Origin of the sequence: [Clostridium] cellulosi (genome assembly GCF_036762875.1) — a bacterium.
GTDB classification, from domain to species: Bacteria; Bacillota; Clostridia; order Oscillospirales; family Ethanoligenentaceae; genus Ruminiclostridium_D; species Ruminiclostridium_D cellulosi.
On sequence record NZ_JBAIZF010000019.1, the window covers coordinates 1 to 26,150 of the forward strand.

Annotated in this window: 21 protein-coding genes, 1 tRNA gene and 1 other RNA gene; 8 read left to right on the forward strand and 15 right to left on the reverse strand. The window is 44.5% G+C overall.

Going from position 1 to position 26,150, the window contains the following annotated elements:
- Nucleotides 1-84: 84 nt before the first annotated feature.
- The 4 genes from V6C21_RS05320 to V6C21_RS05335 form a co-directional block, all read right to left on the reverse strand.
- On the reverse strand, nt 85-915 hold the full coding sequence (locus V6C21_RS05320) for an ABC transporter substrate-binding protein (RefSeq protein WP_479268521.1): 831 nt from the start codon (nt 913-915) through the stop codon (nt 85-87).
- A gap of 223 nt (nt 916-1,138) precedes the next feature.
- The gene (locus tag V6C21_RS05325) at nt 1,139-1,900 is read right to left on the reverse strand and encodes a response regulator transcription factor (protein WP_479268522.1); all 762 of its coding nucleotides are present in this window, start codon (nt 1,898-1,900) and stop codon (nt 1,139-1,141) included.
- The gene (locus V6C21_RS05330; protein ID WP_479268523.1) at nt 1,900-3,690 is read right to left on the reverse strand and encodes a sensor histidine kinase; all 1,791 of its coding nucleotides are present in this window, start codon (nt 3,688-3,690) and stop codon (nt 1,900-1,902) included. The genes V6C21_RS05325 and V6C21_RS05330 overlap by 1 nt, the downstream gene beginning before the upstream one ends.
- A 26-nt stretch (nt 3,691-3,716) precedes the next feature.
- Nucleotides 3,717-4,748 (reverse strand): LacI family DNA-binding transcriptional regulator, encoded by a 1,032-nt coding sequence (locus V6C21_RS05335; RefSeq protein ID WP_045085404.1) that lies wholly within the window; start codon nt 4,746-4,748, stop codon nt 3,717-3,719.
- 227 nt (nt 4,749-4,975) lie between these two features.
- Between V6C21_RS05335 and V6C21_RS05340 the strand changes: the two genes are divergently transcribed.
- The 3 genes from V6C21_RS05340 to V6C21_RS05350 are packed head-to-tail and all read left to right on the forward strand — an operon-like array spanning nt 4,976 to nt 11,197.
- Nucleotides 4,976-7,687: a GH36-type glycosyl hydrolase domain-containing protein gene (locus tag V6C21_RS05340; protein ID WP_479268524.1), complete on the forward strand. Its 2,712-nt coding sequence runs from the start codon at nt 4,976-4,978 to the stop codon at nt 7,685-7,687.
- A complete protein-coding gene (locus V6C21_RS05345) occupies nt 7,680-8,093 on the forward strand; it encodes a WxcM-like protein (protein WP_034839270.1) in 414 nt (137 codons plus the stop codon). Before V6C21_RS05340 ends, V6C21_RS05345 begins: the two co-directional genes overlap by 8 nt.
- 17 nt (nt 8,094-8,110) lie before the next feature.
- Entirely contained in the window at nt 8,111-11,197 is a 3,087-nt protein-coding gene (locus V6C21_RS05350) for a cellobiose phosphorylase (protein ID WP_479268525.1), read from the forward strand.
- A 231-nt stretch (nt 11,198-11,428) separates the two neighbouring features.
- Here the strand turns inward: V6C21_RS05350 and V6C21_RS05355 are convergent.
- Nucleotides 11,429-11,500: transfer RNA gene (locus V6C21_RS05355), tRNA-Val, on the reverse strand.
- Between the two features lie 186 nt (nt 11,501-11,686).
- On the opposite strand from V6C21_RS05355, the gene arfA (V6C21_RS05360) reads away from it, so the two are divergent.
- From arfA (V6C21_RS05360) to arfA (V6C21_RS05380), 5 genes are all read left to right on the forward strand, one after another.
- Complete coding sequence (gene arfA, locus V6C21_RS05360) at nt 11,687-13,177, forward strand: arabinosylfuranosidase ArfA (RefSeq protein WP_034839273.1); 1,491 nt, start codon at nt 11,687-11,689, stop codon at nt 13,175-13,177.
- Nucleotides 13,178-13,260: 83 nt separating this feature from the next.
- Nucleotides 13,261-14,562, forward strand: a complete 1,302-nt coding sequence (locus tag V6C21_RS05365) for an ABC transporter substrate-binding protein (RefSeq protein WP_479268526.1) — start codon at nt 13,261-13,263, stop codon at nt 14,560-14,562.
- A 72-nt stretch (nt 14,563-14,634) separates the two neighbouring features.
- A complete protein-coding gene (locus V6C21_RS05370; RefSeq protein ID WP_045085407.1) occupies nt 14,635-15,540 on the forward strand; it encodes a carbohydrate ABC transporter permease in 906 nt (301 codons plus the stop codon).
- Nucleotides 15,534-16,364 carry a carbohydrate ABC transporter permease gene (locus V6C21_RS05375; RefSeq protein ID WP_034839278.1) on the forward strand — a complete coding sequence of 277 codons (831 nt, stop codon included), beginning with the start codon at nt 15,534-15,536 and terminating at the stop codon, nt 16,362-16,364. Before V6C21_RS05370 ends, V6C21_RS05375 begins: the two co-directional genes overlap by 7 nt.
- A complete protein-coding gene (arfA, locus tag V6C21_RS05380; RefSeq protein ID WP_479268527.1) occupies nt 16,354-17,898 on the forward strand; it encodes an arabinosylfuranosidase ArfA in 1,545 nt (514 codons plus the stop codon). Before V6C21_RS05375 ends, arfA (V6C21_RS05380) begins: the two co-directional genes overlap by 11 nt.
- A gap of 204 nt (nt 17,899-18,102) precedes the next feature.
- Here the strand turns inward: arfA (V6C21_RS05380) and V6C21_RS05385 are convergent, their stop codons facing one another.
- From V6C21_RS05385 to V6C21_RS05430, 10 genes are all read right to left on the reverse strand, one after another.
- Nucleotides 18,103-19,089 carry a LacI family DNA-binding transcriptional regulator gene (locus tag V6C21_RS05385; protein WP_034839283.1) on the reverse strand — a complete coding sequence of 329 codons (987 nt, stop codon included), beginning with the start codon at nt 19,087-19,089 and terminating at the stop codon, nt 18,103-18,105.
- Between the two features lie 519 nt (nt 19,090-19,608).
- Complete coding sequence (locus tag V6C21_RS05390; RefSeq protein ID WP_479268528.1) at nt 19,609-19,785, reverse strand: hypothetical protein; 177 nt, start codon at nt 19,783-19,785, stop codon at nt 19,609-19,611.
- Nucleotides 19,786-19,822: 37 nt separating this feature from the next.
- On the reverse strand, nt 19,823-19,981 hold the full coding sequence (locus tag V6C21_RS05395; protein WP_479268529.1) for a hypothetical protein: 159 nt from the start codon (nt 19,979-19,981) through the stop codon (nt 19,823-19,825).
- A 292-nt stretch (nt 19,982-20,273) separates the two neighbouring features.
- Nucleotides 20,274-20,657: a transfer-messenger RNA gene (ssrA, locus tag V6C21_RS05400) on the reverse strand.
- Nucleotides 20,658-20,711: 54 nt separating this feature from the next.
- The gene (gene smpB, locus V6C21_RS05405) at nt 20,712-21,176 is read right to left on the reverse strand and encodes an SsrA-binding protein SmpB (protein WP_034840812.1); all 465 of its coding nucleotides are present in this window, start codon (nt 21,174-21,176) and stop codon (nt 20,712-20,714) included.
- Nucleotides 21,177-21,698: 522 nt separating this feature from the next.
- A complete protein-coding gene (locus tag V6C21_RS05410) occupies nt 21,699-22,583 on the reverse strand; it encodes a cysteine ABC transporter substrate-binding protein (RefSeq protein WP_045085408.1) in 885 nt (294 codons plus the stop codon).
- A 9-nt stretch (nt 22,584-22,592) separates the two neighbouring features.
- Nucleotides 22,593-23,360 (reverse strand): amino acid ABC transporter ATP-binding protein, encoded by a 768-nt coding sequence (locus V6C21_RS05415; RefSeq protein WP_479268552.1) that lies wholly within the window; start codon nt 23,358-23,360, stop codon nt 22,593-22,595.
- Nucleotides 23,356-24,033, reverse strand: coding sequence for an amino acid ABC transporter permease (locus V6C21_RS05420; protein ID WP_479268530.1), 678 nt, complete (start codon nt 24,031-24,033; stop codon nt 23,356-23,358). Before V6C21_RS05420 ends, V6C21_RS05415 begins: the two co-directional genes overlap by 5 nt.
- Nucleotides 24,002-24,673: an amino acid ABC transporter permease gene (locus V6C21_RS05425; protein WP_034840823.1), complete on the reverse strand. Its 672-nt coding sequence runs from the start codon at nt 24,671-24,673 to the stop codon at nt 24,002-24,004. The genes V6C21_RS05420 and V6C21_RS05425 overlap by 32 nt, the downstream gene beginning before the upstream one ends.
- 165 nt (nt 24,674-24,838) lie before the next feature.
- Entirely contained in the window at nt 24,839-26,125 is a 1,287-nt protein-coding gene (locus V6C21_RS05430; RefSeq protein ID WP_034840825.1) for an O-acetylhomoserine aminocarboxypropyltransferase/cysteine synthase family protein, read from the reverse strand.
- Nucleotides 26,126-26,150: the final 25 nt, after the last annotated feature.

A 26,150-nucleotide genomic window follows, 5' to 3' on the forward strand; every position in this document is an offset into this window, starting at 1 on the left:
TTATCTGACATGGTACGTAACCTCCTTTGGTTGGTATTTTGTGTGCTAACTTAATTCTACCAAACGGTTACGTCCATGTCATTTTTATTGGACTTCTATGAATTTGCGAAAAATATTATACTTTATCGTGGAACCGGTGGCAAGCGTGCTGTCGCCGAAAGCTCCGACATTTACAAGCTCGATAACTTTTTTTGCTGCGTCGGCGAAGCCGTCGCCCATTTTGGAGTTGCCGTTGAGATAGTTGTTAACAGCTTCAGCGCCGTTTTCTCTCATCGCGAGGAACTCATAGATGAAGCAGGCATTCCATGCGTCTTTTGTGCCGTTTACAATCGGGAGAATCCCTTTTGCAGAAAGCTTCTTGCAAGCGTCTACCAACTCGTCATATGTTGTTGGTTCTTTTGCCCCGGCCTGCTCAAAGAGTTCCCTGTTGCAGAACAGGCACATGTACCATGAGAACATCGGCAGCGAATAAAGCTTGCCATTCATCTTAAATGCGTCGAGCGAGCCTTCCTTAACGCTGTTGAGCGTTTCCTCATCGACGTAATCGTCTATGGCAAGAATTTTTCCGGACTCAGCGAGGCTCTTTGTTCTTCCTGGGCTCCAGTCATAGAAAACGTCGCAGTCTGCCGAGTTGCCTGCGAATGCAGTCTGGAGTTTTGTCTTGTACGCTTCTGTGGCAAGTGAGTCGCTGACGATTTTTATGTTCGGATGTGACTTTTCGTATTGCTCAACCGCCTCGTTATAATGTTTTCTGAGGTTGTTTGAGTCGTCGGACCATTGGTGCCAAACTTTAAGAGTGATTTTTTCCTCTGATGAGGATGACGTACCGCCTGAGTTTTTGCTACTGCAGGCAGTAAGTCCAAAAACCATTGCGCCGGCTAATAATATGGACACAAGTTTTTTCGCCGAGATCATTCCAATATCTCTCCTTTTCCACCTAAATTTATTGCGGCAATTTTAATTTTTGGTTATATTATACCTTTTAATAATTTTTTGAAAATTCAATATTTTGAGGGAACTGTATAATATTTTTACTTTTCGGGCATTTGTTTTGTATATATAGTATATAAACCGGGAATCAGCTTAAGCAGTTTTAACTTAAGCGACTCCCGGTTAATATATTTTATAAATTCAAAATTTAAGCGGATATACATTCTTTTTTATATTTTTGAATAGACTTTCCCGTGTACTTTTTAAAACAAATACTGAAATAATGCGAATCGCTGATGCCGACTTTTTCAGCAATTTCATAAGCTTTAAGATTTGTGTTGTTAAGATATTCGAGGCTTCGCTCGATGCGGAGTCCGGTTATATAATCCGTTATATTTTTATTAGTTTCCTTTTTAAATAACCTGCAAAGATAGCTCGGATTGACATATAACTTTTCTGCGATAGTTTTAAGTGAAAGAGTGCTGTCGGATAAATAGTTATTGATAATCTCAATTGCTTTTTCGACCAGCTCGCTGTACTTTTGGACTTTATTAGCGGCATTTTGATTGTTATTTATGTATTTTCTTTTTTTCTCAATGTGCTTTTTAACTTTTAAACTAACATCCTTAAGCTCGTTTTTATCGATAGGTTTGAGAATATAGTCAAAAGCGCCCAATCCTATTGCCGTCTTCGCGTATAAAAACTCCCTGTGGTCTGTGATTATTATAATTTCGATGTCTTCAAACATTTCTTTAATTTTTTTTGACATTTGCAGTCCGTCCATAAAAGGCATGCAAACATCAGTGAAAATAACGTCGGGCTTATTTGACTCAATTTGTTTTATCATTTCCTCGCCAGAGTTTGCCTCGCCTATAATTTCAAATCCGATTTCGTCCCATGGCACACTGTACTTTATTAATGTCCTTTCAAGATACTCATCATCCACAAGGAAAGCTTTAATTTTATCCATTAGTTATCCTCCTCATTGATCACCGGAATTGTAATTGTCACACGCGTGCCTTTCCCTTCTGCGCTTTCGATTGAAACGGGATTTTCAATGCCGTAGAAAAGGGAAATTCTTGTAATGGAACTGTATATTCCGAATCCGCCTTTTTGCCTTGTGGTATTCCTGCTCATGATTTCTTCGATTTTTTCTTTTGACATTCCTACACCGTTGTCTTCAATGCTGAAAATCATTAAATCGTTGCTTTTTCGCCCTTTTATCGTTATAATTCCTCTGCCGCGCTTGTTGTGAACGCCGTGAGCAATCGAATTTTCAGCAAATGGCTGCAGCAAAAGTTTAAGGATTTTTTCATTCATAATGTTCTCATCAACAAAGTAATTTACGTCGAAAGAATCTTTATATCTTATATTTAAAATCTTTACGTAATTCTCAATGCATTTTAATTCTTCCCGAACTGTTATGACATCTTTGCCGCTGCTTAAACTTATCCGATAAAAGTTTTCAAGAGCCTGGGTGAGCGTATATGCGCCCTCACTGTCTTTTATCAACGCGAGCGCGCTAACCGCGTCGAGGGTATTGTACAAAAAGTGAGGATTAATTTGCGCCCTTATAATGCTCAATTCGTTCAGCCTTATCTGTTTTTGTTCTTCCTTCACTTTATCTATCAGGGTCGCGATCTGTTCGGTCATATTGTTGTAGACTTGTTTAAGCCTTACGATTTCGTCGTCTCTTACTTCCTCAACCGGTATCTTGTGTAAATTGCCGTTGTCGGAGCTTTCTATTAATTTTTTCATTTTCGTCAGTGGCTTAGTAATCAAATTGGTGACGTAATACCCGCCAATGAAAAGAAAGACAATATTTATAAGCAAGGTTACAAGAATGATTACGCCGGTGCTTTTAAACTGCTTTGAAAGCTCGCTCATCGGCATAATGCCGATGATGTGCCAATTTGAGCAGGAGGATTTTCTTGAGCTCAGCATGACATCCTGGCCGTCGAGCTTTTTAATCTCGTAACTTGAAGTGCCTTGTGAGCGGCTTATAAAGTCCGCGACGGCTTTCGGGATTATTTCCGACGTTTGAATTATTGGTTTTCCGCTGTCGTCGACGATAATAAACTGCGACTTAAACTCCGAGCAGACATTGTCAAAAATCCTGTTACCAAAAGATTTGCCTATATTAACGACAAGAACGCCGAGCGGCTTGTAATCCTCAGTGTTGTAGACCATCCGGACAAGCGAGACCGGTAAGTCGTCGCTGCTTTTTTTAATCGCCATATCGTCGTTCATCACCCAGACAGGATAGCCTTTGGCATTTTTGACGGTTTCATACCATGAGGCTTTTGCCACGTCGTCGGTCAGCACTTCCGGAGACTTGAGCCTGCTCATGTAGTAGACGTTGTTGTAGTTATCAAACAATAGAACCGAGGATATGTCATCGCTTGATAAAATCGTGTTTATAAGGCTTTTGTTTATTTCCTGCTGAATTGTCGGGTCAATGCCTTTCCTGTTCGACCGTTTCAGCGCACTCTGGACGTTTTCATCAACGAAAACATAGTTGGAAAACTGCGACACGTTTGATACCATGCACAAAAGGTTTTGGTCGATGGCCTCAAGAGTCTGCTGTGCGCTTGAACTTGACCGTTTTACCATTATCGCGGAGCTGATATAGATATACGCTACGGAAATGAGCACGATTGATATTAAGAGTATCGATATGTAGTAAACGCTGATTTTGGTTTTAAGGTTTGCCTTTAAATATTTGATATATAATCTTTTAGGAATATTAAGAATCTTCATTTCTCGTTACTCCCAAGATGCCGATGTTAAATTCTGCGGCAGGAGTTTCTCTCAATCAGCTTTACGGGCATAACATAGTTAGCGCAGTAGTCCGTGTCGGTTTCGATGGAGTTGATAAGTAAGTTGATGGCCTTGTCGGACATTGCATCAAGCGGCAATCTTATCGTCGTCAGTGACGGGGATATGTAGCTTGCCACTTCAATATCATCAAAGCCGACGATGGAAATATCGTCGGGAACGTTGACGCCCATCTCGTTCAATGCTTTTAAGCCGCCAATAGCCATCGCGTCATTGCCGTAAAAAATCGCAGTTGGGCTGCTTTGGGAAAGCAGCTTTTTTGTTGCGTTGTAGCCGCCTTCTCGCATGAAATCGCCTTTGACGATAAGATTTGGGTCGACGTCAATACCGCTTTCCTCAAGCGCCGCTTTGTAGCCGCTCAGTCTATCGATTGTCGAAAGCTGCCCGCTGTAGCCGGTGACGTGTGCTATTTTGGTGTGCCCAAGGTTTATCAGGTACTTTGTCGCTTCATAGGCACCGTTGAAATTGTCGGCGTTAACAATTATGCTGTTTTTAAATTTTTTCTCCGTACTGCCGTACTGCCTGTCTATTAGTACCGTTTTAAAGTTGCTTTCGGCAATCTCGGTAATTTCGTCGTCGTTTGTCTGACCAATAAAAATTCCGCCAGAAATAGTTTTGTTATAAAAAACATTCCGCACATTTTCATAGTCGTCCGCCTTGCCGACGGCATAGACAAGGACGTTGTATCCATTTTTGTTGGCGCCGTCTATTATGCCACCAATAAACGGGATAAAGTAGGTGCTCATCGAAACTTTGTGCCCGGCGGTGCAGCTTTTTTTGTCAATCAGGAAAAGTCCTATAGTTTTGCTTTTGACGCCTGCGAGCGCTCTTGCGGACGCGTGGGGGACATAGTTATATTTTTTTATTACCTCAAGGACGCGCGCTCTTGTCTCTTCGGGGACGTTTTTGTAGTTGTTGATTACCCTTGAGACAGTGCTCCTTGACACACCCGCCAGTTTCGCTATGTCGTTGCTGTTCATTAAAACACCCCGATGTGAACACGTGTTTATAAATTTCTATTTATAATAATATAACTCATCCCCAAAAAAATCAATATAACAGATAAAAATTATTTTCTTTTTTAGTCATTATTTTTACAATTTTAATTAATTGTATTGAAATTGTTTACTCCGGGACGTATATTAAACTCAGAAATTATAAACACGTTTTCATTAGTGCAAACAAACTGCAAAGAGGTGCTCTTTCGATGTCAAAGGTTGATGCCTGGCAATTTACAGGCAACGATGCAACGTTTTCACTCAAGAACCCAGACTTGAACAGCTATCTTTATTTTCCGCTCGCGAACGAGGCGGGCATGATGTCATGCATTACCCCGACGCTTTCGGGAGATATAAAAACCGGTCAAAACAGCTTTTTAATGACACCGGTGTCAGCCGAAGACCTTCATTTGTCGCGGTCATCGCGGAACTTTTGGATTTATAAAGAGGGCATGGGCGCCTACTCGGCAGCCGGAGTGAGCGCAAAGCAGATTGCTAACCGTGACAGCGGCGCCGAAAGCTCAACGCTTGAGGCAGGCTTATTATGGCATAAGATAACGCGCGAAAACGCCGAGTTTGGGATAAGGTCCGAGATTACGAGTTTTGTGCCGTGCGAAAGCGACACAGTTGAGCTTAGCAAAATTGTCATAACGAATATATCTCAGCAAGAGGCAGATATAACGCCGACATTCGCGGTGCCGGTTTACGGGCGCTCGGCTGACAATATACGAAGCCATCGACATGTTACATCATTGCTCCAGCGCACCGAGGCCGAGAAATACGGGGTAACTGTCAAGCCGACTATGCTATTTGACGAAAGGGGCCACAGTGTAAACCGCAACACATATTCGGTGCTCGGCGCGCAGGGTAACGGGCAGCCTCCTGCCGGTTTTTTCACCGACGTCGAGGATTTCATAGGCGAGGGCGGAACGCTTGATTGGCCAAAGGCGGTTGTAGAAAATCTCCCCCCAAAAGCCGTCGTCGGTTACAGGTCCGAGGGTTATGAGGCGATAGGGGCGCTGAGATTTAAGAAAGTCACTTTGGCTCCCGGGCAGAAAGCGGTCTTTATCGTTGCCCTTTGCGTTAACGGGAGAAACATAGCTGAAAAGTATTTGAGCGAAGAAAAGTTTGATAGGTATCTTCAGCAGACTAAGGCGTTTTGGCAAAAGAAGCTGAATATAAACTTTCACACCAGCGACCGGGAACTTGATTTGTGGCTTAAGTGGGTTTCCTGCGAGCCGGTTTTGAGAAGGATTTACGGCTGTTCCTTCTTGCCCCATCATGATTACGGAAGGGGAGGAAGGGGCTGGCGCGACCTGTGGCAGGACTGCATAGCCCTTTTGCTGATGGAGCCCGAAAAGGTAAGCGAGATGCTTTTCCAGAACTGCGCTGGCATACGCTTTGACGGCACGAATGCCACGATTATCGGTGCGGGGAAAGGAGAGTTTATCGCCGACCGCGACAACATCACCAGAGTCTGGATGGACCACGCTGCGTGGCCGCTTAATACGGTTGAGATTTACATCAACGAAAGCGGAGACCTTGATTTCCTTTTGAGGGAGCAGACCTATTTTAAAGACAGGCTGATTATGCGCGGCAAGGCCGCCGATACGGAGTGGGGCGAAGAGTACGGCACAAAACTTCAGTGCGAAAATAAAAGGCCGTACCTCGGCACGGTAATCGAACACCTGCTTATCGAGAACATGACCGCCTGCCTTAATGTTGGCCGCCACGGAATGCTGCGGCTTGAGAACGCAGACTGGAATGACGCTCTTGACATGGCGGCGCAAAACGGCGAAAGCGTCGCGTTCTCGTCGATGTACTGCGGGAATTTAAAGGCCCTTTCAGCTCTGCTGAGAAGACTTAAAGGTGATAAAAAAGTCACCCATATTGAGCTTGCGAAGGAAATGCAGATTTTGTTTGACGGCTTCAAAAAGGCGGAAACACCTGTTCAAAAACAGCAATTCCTTAAAGACTTCTGCAATACATGCCGCCACGACATCTCCGGAGTAAAGCGAAGATTCGCCGTTGACGAGATAATAGAAACGCTTGATGGCATGGCGCAGCGGCTTGCGGTGCTTATAGTAGAAAACGAGAAGGTTTCATCAACTGAAGGGTATACCTGGCTCAACGGCTATTACGACAACGATAGCGAGCGGGTTGAGGGCGAGAAAAACGGCGTCGTCCGAATGACGCTCACCGGGCAGGTTTTCCCGATAATGTTTTCGGTGTCAGATGACAAGCTTACCGCCGAAATGGTCCGCGCCGCGGACAGGTATTTATTTGACGGCTCGGCGGGCGGCTACCGCCTTAACACCAACTTTAATGAGCTTAAGATGAACCTCGGCCGGCAGTTCGGGTTTGCGTATGGGCACAAGGAAAACGGGGCGGTTTTCAGCCATATGACAATAATGTTTGCGAACGCGCTTTACAGGCGCGGATTCGCGCACGAGGGATATAAGGCGCTTGAGACGCTCTGGCATCATTGTATGGACTTTGAAAAAAGCCGTATCTATCCGGGTATTCCTGAGTACATAAACCAAAGAGGGCGCGGCATGTACCATTATCTCACAGGCGCAGCAAGCTGGCTGATGTTAACGCTCGTGACCGAAGCTTTCGGCATAAGGGGCGAGTGGGGCAATCTTGTTGTTTCACCAAAGCTTCTGGCCCAGCAGTTCGATAAAAACGGCAACTGTGCCTGTGAGCGGATTTTTGCGGGCAGAAAGTTTAAGGTAGTCTACCATAATCCCGCGCGCCTTGATTATGGCTCTTACGCAATTTCCAACGCGACGCTGGACGGAATGCAGAAAGAAATCAAGAATGGCAGGCTTGAGCTAACGCAAGAGGAGCTGCATGCGCTTTCCAGAGATAAGCTTCATATCGTAGAAATTTTACTAAAGGAGAAAAACAGCGATGATTGACGAGAAACTTTTGCAGATAAGCTCATATGACGGGGAAGGATACCTTCCGCTTATTCATTATGGCGGCTGGCGGGTTGCCGTGCTGCGGTACTGCGACGAGCTTTTGCCGCAAAATATTGGGAAGTTGCAGCGCCACGACAAGACTGATGAGATATTCGTGCTGCTCGGCGGCGAATGCACGCTTTTTGTGGCTGACGGCGGCGATTCAGTCGGGGAAATTCAAGCCTTGCGTCTTGAACCTTTAAAAATATACAACGTGAAAAAGGGAACCTGGCACTCGCATGCGCTGAGCCCTGACGCAACGGTGCTGATTGTCGAAAACGACGACACAGGCGGCGACAACTCGCCGGAGGTTTCCCTTACCGATGAGCAGCGCAAGAGGATTGTTGAACTGTCAAAAGCTTAAGAAGGGAGGACTTTGATATGCCTTTTTACAAATTGGAAGACAACGGCGACTTTGTTGTGGGCAACTACCGCAGCGCGAGCCCTTTCGCGAGCTTCCTGCCAGGTATCGCCGGCGTTTACGGCATACCGATGTGGGTATATTACGCAAACAGGGGCCAGTGTATCTGCTCCTTCGGCGTAGAGGATAAGAATCATGCGATAATGGAATTCTCACCGGCCGACAAGGCTTATCAGGAGGTCGCCTTTAGGGGCTTTCGCACGTTTATAAAATCGGGCGGCAAGGTGACGGAGCCCTTTTCCGGCAGCACCTGCTGTCCGGCTGACGAGACGATGGTAATAAGAAACGACAGCCTTACTATCAGAAACCACGATAACTGCACAGGCCTTGAAACCGAGGTCAGGTATTTTACAATCCCGAACGAAAACTTCGCCGCCCTGTGCCGCAAGGTAGTAATTAAGAATATTTCAGGGCAAAAGACGGTTCTTGAGGTGCTTGATGGGCTTGCGCAGCTCATTCCATTCGGCATTGGGCACGCTGAGTATAAGGAAATCAGCAATACGCTCAAGGCTTGGATGGACGTGTTTAACCTCAAAAACGGCGCTCCGTTTTTCCGGGTGCGGGCCTCTACCGCCGACACCGAAACCGTCGACGCGGTAACAGGCGGCTTTTTCTGCGTCAGCACCGTAAACGGCGTGCCTGTGACGCCGATTATTGACGCGCAGCTCATTTTCGGACAGAATACGTCGCTTAGCTCACCCGACGGATTTGTTATGTCTTCGCTTGATGAAATAAAAAATGCGCGGCAAATAACCTCGAACAAGGTTCCGTGCGCTTTTGCGCCCGCAAAGGCAGAGCTTTATAAAAACGAGGCACTTGAGATAAGGACAGTGATAGGATACCTTGACAGCGTGGAGCAGCTTAACGCGATAAAAGATAAACTTTGCAGCGCGCAGTATTTTGAAGACAAGGCAAGGGAAAACGATCGGATGTTGGCCGAGCTTTTGCGCCCGGTTGAGTGCAAAACCGCGAGTACCGAGTTTGATGCGTATATCCGCCAGTGCTACCTTGACAATATCCTCAGGGGTGGCAGGCCAGTCTTTTTCGAGAACGAGAACGGAACGGCCGTTTACTATGTCTTTTCGCGCAAGCATGGCGACCTTGAAAGGGATTATAACGATTTTCGCCTGCAGGCTACGCCCTATTCGCAGGGCAACGGCAACTTCCGCGACGTCTGCCAAAACAGGCGCTGCGACACGCTTATCTTCCCTAAAGTCGGCGATTATAACATAAGGCTTTTCGCAGAACTTTTGCAGGCGGACGGCTACAACCCGCTTGTAGTTAATGGCAACGTTTTCAGAATATCGCCGCAAAAGCTTGACGCCGTTTTGAAAAAGCATGACGTGAGTGAATTGCAGAAAAAAGATATTGCGGCGGTTGTCAAGGACGGCTTTATTCCGGGAAGCCTTATGAAGTACCTTGTAGGCACCGGCAAATCCCAGAATGAGATTCAAAAGCTTTTTTCGGATATACTTTTCTATTCAACCGAGGACACCGACGCGGAGTTTAAGGAAGGCTATTGGGTTGACCATTGGACGTATATCCTTGACCTTATAGAAAGCTATCTGGCAGTTTTCCCTGAAAGGTGCGAAGAGCTGCTGTTCGGGCGGTCTGATTATAGATACTATCAAAGTCCGGTGAAAGTCGCGCCGCGAAGAGAAAAATATGTAAAGGTCAGCGGGGCTTTGCGCCAAGTTCACGCGGTCAGGGAAGATAAGACAAGACAAGGCGGCTGGATGAAAACTAAGGACAATAAGTTGTTTACGACCAATCTTTACGTTAAGCTCTTTACTCTTGCACTTGTGAAGTTCGCGGCCCTTGACCGGGCAGGCATAGGAATAGAGATGGAAGCGGGAAAACCGGGTTGGAATGACTCGTTGAACGGGCTTCCGTCGCTTTTCGGCTCGTCATTTCCTGAAACAATAGAATTAAAGCGGCTTACCGCTTTTTTGCTTGATAACCTGAATGATAAAGAGATTTCCTTACCCGACGAGGTATACAACCTCCTTGCTCAAGTAAGTAACTCTCTAAAAGACTGCGGTGAGAGCGACCTTAAGTTTTGGGAAAGCATTTCGTCGGCGCGCGAAACCTACCGGGAAAGTATAGCATGCGGTTTTAGCGGCTTTTATAAAAAGTGCAGCGCTAAGTTTATACAGCAGTTTCTTTCGGAGGTTTTGAAAAAGCTTGACAGCGCAGTCGAGAAGGGTGTCGCAGCGGGCGATGGCATTGTCCCAACTTATTTTTGCTATAAGCCTGGCGCGGCAGGCCGCGAAGAGGTGAAACCTATAACGCTCCCGCATTTTCTTGAGGGCAGTGCGCGGTTATTGAAAATCGCCGATAAAAAGACTGCAGAAAATATCGCAAGAGCGGTTAAAAATTCGGACTTGTATGATAAAAAACTTCAAATGTTTAAAATCAGCGGCTCGCTTGAAAGCCTGCCGAATGAGGTCGGGCGAGCAAGGGCGTTTACGCCGGGATTTTTGGAGAACGAGTCTGTTTTTCTCCACATGGAGTATAAGTACCTGCTGGGCCTTTTGAAGGCAGGGCTGTACGGCGAGTATTTCAGCCTGATTCGAAAGGTGCTTGTGCCGTTTATGGCCCCTGAAGTGTACGGGCGCAGCATTTTGGAAAACAGTTCGTTTATTGTGAGCAGCGCAAACCCTGACCCTTCGCTGCACGGCCGGGGGTTTGTCGCGAGACTGAGCGGTTCAAATGCCGAAATGCTCAATATGTGGCTTGCAATGACTGCGGGCGAAAAGCCGTTTAGGTATGAGGATGGCACGTTGAAACTCAGGTTTGAACCTGCGCTGCCTGACTGGCTTTTCAAAGACGGCAGGCTGAGCTTTACATTTCTGGGGCAGACCACGGTTACATATCACAATCCGCGCAGCATCCCGCTTTATGGAGATAACGTCAGGGCATCAAGAATAGCCGTAACCTATAATGACGGCACGGTTTATCAACAGAATAGCGATATCCTTGAAGGGGAAATGGCCATTGATGTCCGCAACGGAAAGGTTAAGGCATTAGATGTTTACTTTGAATAAAGAGCCCAGCCGGTGTCAGTTGCAAGGCAAAGACTGATATCCCCAAGCTGTCCGTTCGCATGAAAACTAGATAGCAGCCGTCCGAACCTGTTGGGTATCGGCTACTGCCTGTGACAAGAAACAATACCCACGTTAAAACGGGGGTATTGTTACATGTGCTTAGTATATGACTTCATCGAAACAAACAACAAAGCCCCGCAAAGCGTTACGCTTTGCGGGACTTTTCTACGGTGGACACATCGGGACTCGAACCCAAGACCTCTTTCGTGTGAAGCAAGCGCTCGCCTGTTGAGCTATGCGTCCTTAAAGGTTTAATTTGAAACCATCGATATAACCGACAGTCCTTATGGCAAAAATGTAAAAAATATCTTAAAAAAATATGTGAAAACGAATTGACATTTATAAATTATAGTGTATAATTATCATAAAGCGTGCACGTGAACGCAAAAATTTTTTTATACATCCTGACGAAAAGAGCGGGTAAGATAGATGAAAAGGGCAAAACTTCTTTTGGATAAGGACTTAGTCATAGCTCCAGTAGATGACAGGCTTTTTAGCTCTTTTTTAGAGCATTTGGGGCGTGCGATTTATTCCGGTATCTATGAGCCCGGACATCCTGATGCGGATGAGGAAGGATTCAGAAAAGACGTACTCGATATGATTCGCGAACTGAACGTATCCTATATCCGTTATCCGGGCGGGAATTTCGTTTCGGGTTATGACTGGAAAGACGGAATCGGCCCAGTCGATGAAAGGCCGGTGCGGTTAGACCTTGCGTGGCATTCGATTGAAAGCAATAAGTTCGGAATTGACGAATTCGTCGATTGGAGCAAGAAGGCCGGTACAAAAATAATGGGCGCCGTCAATATGGGAACAGGTACCCCGAAGGAAGCTGCACAGTTTGTTGAGTACTGCAATTATCCCGGCGGTACAATGTGGTCGGACCTGCGTATAAAAAACGGGCACAAGCAGCCGCACAACATTAAGCTTTGGTGTATTGGGAACGAAATGGACGGTCCGTGGCAGATTTGTCACCTTGATGCACATGATTACGGAAAAAAAGCGTTAGCGACGGCCAACATCATGAAGATGGTCGACAGTGACATTGAATTGGTAGTCTGCGGAAGCTCGATGTCGTCTATGCCGACTTTCCCTGAATGGGACCGCATAGTTCTCGAACATACATATGATGCGGTTGATTATTTGTCGCTGCATATGTATTATGAGAATTTCGGCAATAATCAGGATTTCCTGGCATCGTTCGTAGATATGGATCGATTTATTCATACAGTTGCCGCTACTGCCGACTATGTAAAGGCTCTGAAAAGAAGCAAGAAGACAATGTATTTTTCCTTTGATGAATGGAACGTATGGTACCAGCACAATCAAAAACCCCATCCGTGGCAGGAAGCGCCCGATCTGCTTGAAGATAGGTATTCAATGCTTGACGCATTGGTTTTCGGAGGACTCGGCATAACGCTCCTGAACAACGCAGACCGTGTAAAAATTGCTTGCCTTGCCCAGCTTGTCAACGTGATTGCTCCGATTTATACGCAAAAGGGCGGAAAAGCAATAAAGCAAACAATTTACTATCCGTTCCGCGACCTGTCTCTTTATGGAAGAGGAACATCCCTTAGAAGTATTGCAAAAGTTCCGAAGATAGAAACAAAATACGGAGATACGCCGTTAATAGCTAATGCGGCGGTTTACAACGAAAACAGCGGCGAGATAACTGTATTTGCTGTCAACACCGACTTAGACGAGCCGATAGTGCTTGATATTGACCTAAGGGCATTTGGCAATGCGGTTATTTTTGAACATTCATGTATGGAAAATAAGGACATATACGCTGTTAATACGTTTGACAATCCGTTGGCAGTCGTTCCGTATAAACTGCCAGTTGATCAAAGGAAGGCTTCAAGGTTTGAAATAAAGCTCCCCAAAGCTTCATGGAACACCATAAGGTTTAAGGTAAATTAGTCGTTAAGGGCGTGTTTGAATCTTTCAGTTACGCTATTCTTCAAACAAGTCCTAATAAATAAAAACTTATAGGAGGATTTATGATGAAAAGGCTAAGAAAAGTTACAAGTGTTATTTTAGCCGGTCTGCTTGCTGCAGCAATGCTGACGTCATGTTCAGGAAACAAGACCTCAAGTACAAGTTCAACTTCAGGCGGGACGTCCAGTGATTCAGGAAAGAATCAGACCATTACTTTCTGGAACGTGTTCACAGGTTCGGACGGCGATATTCTAAGAGAGATTGTGTCAAAATACAACTCGGAGAACAAAGACGGCGTTAAAATTGAAATGACGATTATGCCGAACGACCAGTTCCAGCAGAAGCTCCCGGCTGCAATCGCCACTAATACAGCGCCGGACATGGTATTATTCGGAGTCGAATACATGGCGTCATATGTAAAGAGCGGCTCACTTGAAGACATCAGTGATTTTTGGGACACAATGGGTGTCGACAAATCAAATTTTTACGATAACGTCGTAAAGCAATGCCAAGTTGACGGAAAACAATATGGTATTCCAATGCAGTACAACGTCACATATCTGTATTGGAATAAGGACTTGTTTAAAGCGGCAGGCCTTGATCCGGAAAGCCCACCGAAAACCCTTGATGAGCTCGCAAGCTACGCCGTCAAGCTTACAATACCTTCGAAAAAGCAGTACGGGCTGCTTTTGCCGATAGGTGTAACGTATCCTCAATTCCTTTGGGCAAATGGCGGCGATGTCGATGATCCTTCGACAAATAAAAACCTTCTTAATTCCGATGCCAACCTAAAGACTCTTGAATGGATGCGGGACCTTGCAGTAAATAAGAAGGTTACACCTAAGGGAATTACAGGCTCAGAGGCTGACACAATGTTCCAGAACGGTCAAGCCGCAATGTACATGAGCGGTCCGTGGCAGATAAACGGCCTTCGCACACAGGGTATAAACTTTGGCGTAACATCTGTTCCAAAAGGTTCTGCGGGTGCGTATTCTCCAGCAGGAGGCTGCGCATTTGAGATACCGGCCGGAACAAGCGCGGAGAAAAAAGCCGCAGCGTATAAATTTATGAAATACTGGCTGTCAGACGAGATATTGAAAACCTGGTCAAAGAAGAACGGTTTCCCTGTATGGTCAAAATCACTTGAGCAGCAGGATGACATCAAAAATGACGCCGTTCTCAGCGCTATTACAGAGGCTACAAAGATTGGCAGAAGCTACAACCTCGGATATTCGCTGGCGAGCCAGATTGATAATGACGCAATTATTCCTATGTTTGACAGTATAATTAATGGTTCAGCGACTCCGCAACACGCTTTGAAACAGGCATCAGATAAACTTGACACTATCCTTTCAAGCGCGAGCTGACAAGATGAACAGACGCACAGGTCATTGCAGAATTGCGATGACCTGTGCAGCTCAGATTGGATGTGAGGTTATTTGGTTAAAAAGAAAAAAGCTAATATCGGCACACAGCGCTCAGCCTATTTATTTATTCTGCCGTCAGCGATAATACTTGCAGTATTTGTTTTTGTCCCGCTTATTTCAACATTTATAATAAGCCTTTTAAATATTGATGTATTTATGCGCAACGTATCGTTTGCGGGACTTGCTAATTTCAAAAAGCTGATAACGGATACAAGAGCCTTTAACGATACTTTTAATACAATTTACTTTACGGTTTTAGAAGTGCCTCTGCAAATAATAACTGCGTTGATAATATCAACATTTGTCGCAAATAACACAAGATTAAATCAGATTTTCAGAACAATTTTTTACCTTCCGTTTATATGTTCATTAACGGCGATAGGCATTGTCTTTTCTATGTTATTAGACCCGAATATGGGTTGGCTGCCATATCTGCTGAATATGGTGGGGCTTGGCGGTATAGCCTTTTTGAAAGATGCTTATTTGGCTATGCCTACCCTTATAGTTATATCTGTTTGGAAGAACTTCGGTTACACGATGACTCTTTTAACAGCGGCAATTATCGATGTTCCGGGTTATCTTTATGAAGCTGCGGAAATTGACGGAGCAGGATACTGGAAAAAGTTTATGAAGATAACAGTGCCGGGAATATGGCCGACAATTTGCTTTTGCATAGTGACAAACATAATAGCAAGCCTCCAGACATTCGATCTGCCATATATCATGACCAAAGGCGGTCCGGATTTCCATACCGAAACTATCGTGCAATACATCTATGACCGGGGATTCCGCACAGCGCCGTATAGTTTGGGATACGCGTCGGCGATTTCCGTGTATCTGTTTTTGATAATAGCCATAATTACGTTCATATTCCGGAAGTTTATCCTTAACAGGCGTGAGGAGGCAAATGCATGGTAAATTCAAGAAAGATAACAGCCTTCAAAATTATTAAAGTCGCTATTTGCCTTATCGTTGCCGTAACTGTTATAGTGCCGATACTCTGGTTGTTTGTTTCCTCCTTTAAAGACGACCGTGAGGTAATCGCTTATCCGCCTAAGTTTTTTCCGATAAATTGGACGCTTATGCAGTATCAGAATGTAAATGACAGTGTCCCAATTTTATCTTTTACAAAAAATTCGGTGATTTTTGCAGGGCTTGTCACGCTTATAAGCCTGTTGTTTGATTCGATGTCAGGCTACGCATTCGCAAGAATGAATTTCAAGGGTAAGGAATTGCTGTTTGGAATCATTCTTGTAACAATGATGGTTCCTTTTCAGGTGGTTATGACGCCGTTATATATAGAGATATTTAAGTTTAAACTGCTTAATACTTATGCAGGGCTGATTTTGCCGCGGGCTACCAGCGCGTTCGGCATATATATGATGCGCTCGTTTTTTGTCAGCCTTCCAAAATCACTGGAAGAGTCAGCTCGAATCGACGGGTGCAGGGAATTCAGAATTTACTGGTCGATAATGATGCCTTTGTGCAAGCCTGCGCTTCTGACGCTTGGAATATTCCATTTTATGAACAACTGGAATGACCTGTTATATCCTCTAATGCTGACTAGTTCAACGGATATGAGTACGCTCGCTTCCGGCCTTGCTACACTTGTCGGCAACAAAGTCATCAAATATGGTCCGACGCTTGCGGCGACCATGATTTCTATATTGCCGATACTTGTTCTCTATATTTTTGCCCAGAAGTATTTTACCGCTGGCATTTCAACTACAGGTGAGAAATAATACAAATATATTAGGTGAAACAATGAAAGAAACAAAACTGATTTGCAATAAAAAATTTCGTATAGGGAAAGTGGATCCGAGAATTTTTGGCTCATTCATTGAGCATATGGGGAGGGTTGTTTACTCCGGAATCTATGAACCTGAACATCCTCTGTCCGACAATATGGGATTTAGAACCGATGTTTTAAAGTTGGTAAGTGAAATGGGGGTAACGGCAGTACGCTATCCCGGAGGAAATTTTGTCTCAAATTATGATTGGCGGGACGCTGTAGGCCCGTTGGAAAGCCGCCCGACAAGGCTTAATCTGCCGTGGCACTCCACAGAAACCAACCGCTTTGGAATAAACGAGTTTATTGAATGGTCTAAAAAAGCTGATGTTCAGCCGATTTTTACCGTGAACCTCGGTACTAAAGGCATCGAGAACGCGCTTAGCTTTCTGGAGTACTGCAATCACCCAAAAAATTCATTCTACAGCGATTTGAGAAGAAAACACGGGATTGAAGAGCCTTACAACATCCGAACATGGTGCCTTGGTAATGAAATGGATGGAGATTGGCAGATAGGCCACAAAACTGCGGATGAGTACGGCCGCCTTGCGCAGGAAACTGCAAAAGCAATGAAAATGCTTGACCCGACGGTTGAGCTTGTTTTATGCGGCAGCTCAAAATCCTCAATGGAAACATTCCCGGATTGGGAACTTATAACATTGAATTATGCTTATAACTATGTTGATTACATAGCTGTCCATCAGTACTATGGGGGACAGGAAAAAGGAACGCCCGAGTTTCTTGCCCAATCCCTTGACATGGAGAGGTACTTAAAAACTGTAAGGGCAGCGTGTGACCTGATACAGGTAAAAAAGCATTCTCCAAAAGTAATAAATATAAGTGTCGATGAATGGGGAGTGTGGGAGCTGCCGTCCGAAGAAGTGGATTTGCAGCTTAAAGACACTAATTGGGACCAAGCCCCCGCAATCAGCGAACAGATTTATACAATGGAGGATTCGCTCCTTTTTGCAAGTATGATGTTGACATTTTTAAAAAATGCAGACCGTGTAAAAATTGCGTGTCAGTCTCTGCTGACAAATATCAGCGCGTGCATTATGACAGAGCGTAACGGAAATGCGTGGGTCCAGCCCATCTTTTATCCTTTTTCGCACATAGCAAAGTTCGGCAAGGGCGAAGTGCTAAACGTCATGCAAAGCGGACCTTCATATGAAACATCAGAATTTAAGCAGGTCCCATACGTTGACAGTGTTGCAGTATATCATGAAGATTCTGGCGAAGTCACGCTCTTTTTAGTCAACCGCTGCGAAAATGAAAAGCAGATAGTGTCCTGCGAGTTGGAAAATTTTAATGTAAGCGGCATTGTTGAGCATATTCAGATGTTTAGCGACGACAAAAAAGCGACAAACCTTCAGGATCATAACCGCATAAGGCCGGATAATAACGGAAAATCGGAAATAAAGAATGGTATGTTGACAGCGCAACTTGAACCGTTGTCATGGAATGTGATACGTATTCAAGCTGAGTAAAATAAGATAATTGGACGTGTTCTTAAGGCCTAAAATCAATAGGCTTTTTAACACGCCTTTCTTAATTTGAAAAAGGAGATAATAAAAAAGTTAAAGAACTAAAGGCTATAGAGAAAAAAGACATCCTATGCTGAGGGTAGGATGTCTTTTCCTTTGTACTTAAAGTGCAAAAAAACTGCCAATATGACCTGTGGTTTTCGCACTTTATATTGAATCCCCGTCGATAATTTTATGTGCAATTAAAACATGTGTGTCCGTAGGTTCGGAATTCATAAGTTTTATGAGCATGTCAACCGAGGTTCGGGCTACAGTGTCAATTTCGTTCGATAGAGTGGTTAATTTCGGGGTAACAAATTCAAGCATATCGATGTTATCAAATCCCATTATTCCAACGTCCTGTGGAACTTTTACGCCGCGCATTTTTAAATGCTTCAGTATCTGTAAAGCATAGATGTCACCTGAACACAGAATAGCGGTACGTTTGTTTGAGCTTTCTAGAATACGGTCGACCTCATTTATATAATCCCATGAATCAATAATGACGCCACCTACTTGCTTATTTTTATTTAGTTGTTCCTGAAAGCCGATAGCTCTGTGCTCGTGTGTATAGACGTTTTCATTTTTTTTATCAGAAAGTGGCGGACATACAAATATTATAAATTCATAGCCTTTAGATATAAGCAATGATGTTGCGTCTTTTGCACCCAACTCCTCGTCAATGCCAACGTATGGGATTTTTGGCGAGATGAAGTTACCAATTGAAACAACCGGTATAGGCAGGTCTAACAGAAATTTTTCGAACTCGGGGCCTTTATTGACAGGGCAAACCAGAATACCATCAACGCGTCTGCTTACGAGACTGTTGATTAACTGATATTCCTTTTCTTTGTTTTTTTCGTGCAGCGTTATATATAGAAAGTAATCATTTTTACGGGATTCTAACTCAATTGTGTTGACCAACTGTGAAAAATAGTAGTTACGTATATCAAAGACAAGAACGCCGATACACATTGTTTTTCCCTTAACAAGACTGCGTGCCAACAAATCTTTTCGATATCCCATCTGCTTTGCAACAGCAAGAATCTTTTCTTTTGTTTTAGGGCTAATCCGGTCTTTTCCATTAAGGGCTCTGTCAACTGTTGCGCGGGAAACACCGCAGATTTCGGCTATTTCTTTTGATGTAATTCCCATAACAAAGTCCTTCTTTTTTGGTGAGTATATATTGTCTTACGACGTTATCTGAGGGGTTATTGAATAATTATAATACAATTAATCTTTTTAGATTATACTACATATATTTCCATAATTCAATTAGATATCGTTTCTTTAACCAACCTATAAAGCAGACAGCCCCTGCCAAAACATAGGCTCTCGTATTGACATCATTTTATTATGCTTTCCAGCACCTGAACAAACTCATCCTGTGTGATTCCATTCTGTGCGGTCACGGTAAAACCGGCACCCTTGTATTCAAAATCAGCGCAATAATAATCTTTCACCTAAAGCGTTTTTCCGGCAGTATCCCCGCCTAAATAATCCCACACGCTGCCTTTGTCTTTATGCCAGATCGTGACCTCTGTTCCATTGATCTCTCTGATTTCTTACCCAGATTCAGCAGCTCGTTGACATCCGTAATTTGTACTTCACCCTTAAGCTGGTATGCTCTTGGAACCGACCAATATGGAATGGACGAGGGATTGATGTTAACGGTTACGCTTTTCGCGTGGTCCTCTGAGCCGCTTGTATAGACAAAACTCCAAGTGTTATAAAAATCAACGCGTTGGCGGAGCTTTTGGCCTGTGAAAGGGCAATCTTATATACCATGTCGGCATATTTGCTTAATACATCATCAATATCATCATCCGTACGCAACGATTTACGATTCATGGTTCCAATCCCTTCATTACAAATATCCAGTAGAAGGTCAAAATGCTGCAAGGGAAATAAAAATTTTAAGTTGATTTTTAATTGTCTCTTTCAGTATATTTCGATAAACGGAAAAAGCAAGCTCTACTGCTATGCCATTTTCATTCACGCGGATGGTCGGCGAATTGTGGAGCTTTTCCCTCTGATGTAAGTCCATCTTCCAAAGGTTAATCAGCTTGACGAGAAGGAACTTTTGACTGCCTACCGCATAGCTCAGAAAATGTATGAAAACAGGACATTACCGCAGCTAAAACAGCTGCTTAACCTTTAGCCCAACCGCATAGTGGTTTATCTTGAATATGTCGAAATTGAGATAAGTAACGTGCCGTTAAACAAATTGGAACCAGTCTGCGAATTTTAAAGTCTTAGCATAAATTCCTCCGCCAACATGGATAAAGGCCGCAAAAACAAAATGCCCGCCCAAATAATAGGGCGGACACTTTGTTTTTTGGTGGAGGCGAGGGGAGTTGAACCCCTGTCCGAAGATGCATTCACACAGCTTTCTCCGAGCGCATCCGGTTATTTAAGATTCCCTCGGTGAGACGTCAGCCGGCAGACTTCTCACCTCGGTAGCCTTTAAAGTCCTGACGCGCCTTAAGGCGACAGCGCGTTCATGTTCACCGCTAACTCACGCTCAGACACCGGGCCGCGGTACTCCCGGGCTGAACGGCTGCTTGATTAATTAAGCAGCAAGCGCCATTTCCCTGTTAAAGTTAACGGAAACGACGTTGTTAGATTTTTTCGCGTTTATATTTAATGCGGATTTTATAGCGGCTCCGCACCGCTGCTCGCTTACTATGCTTCAACATCCCCGTCGAAGCCAATACGCCCCCGTATATATACCCTGTAAAACAGGGGTGTTGCCATATGATCTGTTGCTGACCAAATTATCGATATCTTTCTTTCAGTGCACGGTCAGCTTCCCGCTTGGCGTCGCGGCGGGCTATATCTTCTCTCTTGTCGTATAATTTTTTACCTTTGCACAAGCCAAGTTCAAGTTTTACATGAGGCCCCTTGAAATATAGTTGCAGAGGAACAAGCGTCATGCCTTTTTGTTTTGTCAGTCCCATCAACCTCATGATTTCACGCTTGTGCATAAGCAGCTTGCGGCGTCTCATTGGGTCTTTGTTGAAAATATTGCCCTTTTCATAAGGACTTATGTGCATGCCATTGACAAAAAGTTCACCATTATCAATGTCGCACCAAGAATCCTTGAGATTGACGCGGCCCATACGGACTGATTTTACTTCGGTTCCGCAGAGTTCAATCCCGGTTTCATAGGATTCTTCAACAAAATAGTCATGTCTTGCTTTTTTGTTCTGAGCAATGACACGCGACTCAACTTTCGCCATATGTCCTCCAGCAAAGAAGTAATTTAACTGTGCGAGTTACCATTATAGCCGCTTGCGTACAAAAAATCAATACTATTGATTATACAAATCTGCCTTATTTTTTAAAGAAGATTCCCTTAATATTATATCATAATTATGAGTTAAAAGAAATTAATTTAATCAGCGGAAATAGGTAACCAAGCACTATTAGAAACTATCCGGCGAGTGCAATAAAACTACCGAATCCACTGATGAAGGCAAAACTTTTGCAGATACCATGGCATTTAAGCCTTATAAAGGCAGAGTCTATATGCCGCAATAAAGTATAAAATGTTATAACCCACAACGCATTGCTTCGCCGTTTTGCAGACTGGCCCAGTTTCGTTCATCAAGACATTATCAGTAAAAGCCTACCCCAATAGGGCAGGCTTACTTTTTGGGTGTACGGATGTCACAGTAGGCTTTTACTATACTTTGACACTTGACTGCACTTTAAGCGGGTTTGCCGGTACTTGAATGTGTAGTTTTGAAAGCGCTTTCTTTTTATTTTACCTCTCCGCCTTCGACAACCAGACTATCGGGGTCTACTGAATCTCCATAAACCGGAGCAAGGGTTTTCTGAAAATCTTCATGGAAGAATTTTTCTTTTCCCAATGCCTTTATTTCATCGTTTAACCAATTCAGCAGTTCAGTATTGCCCTTTTGAACTGCTGGGGCAATGGTATCAAGATCACCCAAGCTCTTAATGCCTACTGTAAACCCGGGGTTTTTAGCTGCCCATGCCAAGACTTCGGTGTTATCGGTTGAAAAGGCGTCTCCGCGTCTGTCTAGAAGGGCATTGAAGGTTTCAGTATATTGGTCAAATTTTAATAGTTTGACTTCAGGATGGTTTTTTGTAAAGTATGTCTCGGCCGTAGTGCCTTTTGCTACAATCAATGTCTTGCCTTTGAGCTGCTTGACATCGGTAATCAAGGCGTCATTCGGGCTGACTACTCCCAAGGCAACTTTCATATACGGAAGAGCAAAGTCAACCGACTGGGCGCGTTCTTTAGTCACCGTAAAGTTTGCGAGTATAATGTCTACTTTTCCGGTTTTCAAATATTCAACGCGGCTTGCGGGTTCAACTGAAACAAATTCTACTTTAACACCTAAGTCCTTTCCAATACGATTGGCAAAATAAACGTCGTAGCCCTGGTAGTTGCCCTCAGAATCGATATAACCGAATGGTGCTTTGTCGCTGAATACACCGATAATAACCTTTCCGCTGGCCTTAATTTCGTCCAGAGTACGCGCTTTTTTTCCGGTTGTGCTGATGGCGCTTCCGTTTGCGCTCTTGCTGGACTGGTTATTGCCGGAGCAGCCGGTGAACAATACTGTACCGACGGCCAAGACACAAATAATTGACACTATTTTCTTAAATAGTTTCATATTACTCACTCACTCTCTCACTGAATTAAATTCAAATGTATTTAGAAAACGGCGTGCACGCTCCGTTTGGGGATTTTTAAAAAATGATTCGGGGTCAGAACTCTCGGCAATTTCGCCTGCATCAAGAAACAAGATTTTATCCGCGATTGCCCTTGCAAATTGCATTTCATGAGTCACAATAAGCATTGTCATTCCGCCCCGGGCAAGCTCCAAAATTACGTCCAGCACTTCCCGAACCATTTCAGGGTCCAGTGCCGCTGTCACCTCGTCAAAAAGCATAATCTCCGGTTCCATAATCAGAGCGCGGACAATGGCGACTCTTTGTTTTTGCCCGCCGGATAGTTGGCGGGGATAGGCGTTCCTTTTTTCCAATAGCCCGACGCGTTCCAACAGCCTTTCTGCTGCAGCCGTGGCTTCTTGTTTGCTGCGCTTTTGAACCTTAAGCGGCCCGAGAAGAATATTATCCAATACAGTCATGTGAGGAAACAAATCGTAGCTTTGAAAAACCATGCCGATTTTTTGCCTGATCTGACTCCAATTTGTCTTGCTACGAAGGATATTCTGACCGTCTAAAATAATTTCTCCTGACTGAACCGGTTCAAGGCCGTTAATACACCGCAGCAGCGTACTTTTTCCGCAGCCAGAAGGGCCTAAAATTACGGCAACTTCGCCTTTCTGAATCGAAAAGTTGACGTTCTTTAATACCGGAGTTTTGTCGTAGCTTTTTTGCAGATTACGGACTTCCAACAAAGCCTGTTCCAATGTTTTCACCTCAATTCTGCCAGCGTTTTTCGAGTATGCCTGCCAGCTTCGAAATGGGATAGCAAATTGCAAAATATAAGAAGAATATAGTGCCATAAATCCACAGAGCGGCTGACGGCGCTGTATATCGATTCGCTTCAATAATCTGTTGCCCGACCTTCAATACCTCAACGACACCAATCAATACAATCAGTGACGTAGTTTTAATCATTCGGGTAACCAAATTAATGGCTAAGGGAATTAGTCTCCGCAGCGTTTGGGGAATAATAACGTATCGGTATGTCTGAAACCGCGAAAGGCCAAGAGCCTTACTGCTTTCATACTGGTGTTTTGGTATAGATATGAGCGCCCCGCGGACGAGATCGCCCATTTCAGCCGTTCCCCAGAGCACAAACACAATGACAGCGGCAGTCTCGCCTGAAATGTCGATATTGAATGTCTTTGCCGCACCGAAATACACCAGAAACAAAAGGACAAGCTGCGGCATAATACGTATAAACTCCAAATATATGCGCGTAAGACATTTTGTAATAGGGTTTTTAAGCGCCATGACCATGCCCAAAAGCACACCAAGCAGCACAGAAATCGCTGCCGAAAGCAAAGAAATTTTGACGGTGACCCATAGTCCACCCATCAGTCTCAAAAAATTGTTTCCTTCAAACAGCACTCGAATACCCAAATCCGGCATGGCGCAGCCTCCTCTCAATCAAGGATGCGGCAACGGATATCGGGAGCAGGATGATTAAATAGAAGACTACAAGCAATAACAGGGCCTCATCCGTTTTGTAGTACAACCCGATAAGATCCTTTGCTACAAACATCAAATCAGCAAGTGCCACAGCGCTGAAAACAGACGTTTCTTTAATGAGGAAAATAGTGTTTGCACAAAGAGGCGGAACAGAAGTTGAAACCGCCTGAGGCAAAACAATATAACGTATAACCTGCGCACGGGTTAACCCTAAACTTAACCCAGCCTCAAGCTGTGATTTTTCCACTGATTCCAGTCCGCTGCGAAACGCTTCTGCCATGTAGCTGCCGCCAAGAAAGGCGAGACCGATAATGGCGCAGGCCTTTGAACTAATAACGATACCGGCCTTTGGAAGCCCGAAATATAAAAAGAAAAGTTGAACCAAAAGCGGTGTGTTTCTTGACAGTTCAATGTATCCATGCACAATCCGCCGAATAACCGGTATTTTGTAATATAGTATCAGGCTGCAGGCAAGCCCAATTGCCAGAGAAAGCAGAATTCCCAGCAGCGCTATCGAGAGCGTTAGTACTGCGGCCTCTTTATACAGCGGTATACATTGTTTTATAAATGCCCAATCCAATTTCAACGCTCCTTTCATAGCTGCTGTATAATACATACTAATTATATCAATATGGTATGATTAGTGGTCGCACGAGGTTACTCGTTAAAAGCTGTCCGCATTTATAGGAAGAGTTCTGCGAATAGGAGAGGGCAGGAAATACCCTGCCCCTCTCCGCCGCAACCGTTAAGACTCAAATGCTTGTTCAAGGTCATAAATCAAATCGTCAATGTGTTCGGTGCCGATAGAAAGCCTAATAGTATTTGGTTTTATGCCAGACTCCAACAGCTCTTGTTCAGTCATTTGTGAATGTGTAGTACTGGCTGGGTGAATGACAAGTGACTTAACATCCGCAACATTGGCAAGCAGTGAGAAGATTTTTAGCTTGTCGACAAAGGCCTTTGCTTCCTCAGCTCCGCCCTTGATTTCAAAGGTAAATATTGAGCCAGCGCCCTTTGGGAAATACTGCTGATAAAGCTTGTGATAAGGGCTTTCCGGCAGGGAAGGATGATTGACACGTTCGACTTTAGGATGGGATTTTAGGAAGTCAACCACTTTGAGTGCATTTTCAACATGACGCTCCACGCGCAGTGACAAAGTTTCCAGACCCTGCAGGAACAGGAATGAGTTAAACGGGCTTAAGGCTGCTCCGGTGTCCCTTAACAGGATAACGCGCGCTTTAGTGATATATGCCGCATTTCCGGCCGCCTCGGTAAAGCGGACACCGTGATAGCTGGGGTTAGGTTCTGAAAGGCCGGGGAATTTTCCGGAGGCCGCCCAATCGAATTTTCCGCTGTCTACAATCACTCCGCCGATTGATGTGCCGTGGCCGCCTATGAACTTTGTGGCCGAATGCACAACAATATCAGCGCCGTATTCAAAGGGGCGCAGCAGGTAAGGGGTCGCGAAAGTATTGTCGACAATCACAGGAATACCGTTTCTATGGGCTATATCGGCAACGGCGCGAATATCGACGATACTGGAATTGGGGTTTCCGAGGGTTTCAAAAAAGATTGCTTTGGTGTTGGGCCTGATTGCATTTTCAAAGTTCCTGGGTTCGTCGGGGTCAACAAAGGTCACGTCAATGCCGAAGTCTTTGAAAGTATGCGCAAATAAGTTATATGTACCTCCATACAGCGTGTTGGCAGCAACGATGTGATCCCCTGAACGGGCAATGGTCTGAATAGCATATGTAACTGCTGCCGCACCGCTGGATAACGCCAAAGCCCCAACGCCGCCTTCCAGCGCTGCCATACGCTTTTCAAATACATCCGATGTCGGATTCATAATGCGGGAATAGATATTTCCGGGTTCCGTAAGTCCAAATCTTCCGGCGGCTTGGGCTGAGTTTGCAAATACATAGGACGAGGTTTGATAAATCGGAACTGCCCTCGCATCAGTCGCCGGATCAGGGTGTTCTTGCCCTGCATGTACCTGGAGGGTTTCAAAATGGTAAGTTCTTTTTTCTGCCATATCATTCACTCCTAATCATTATAAA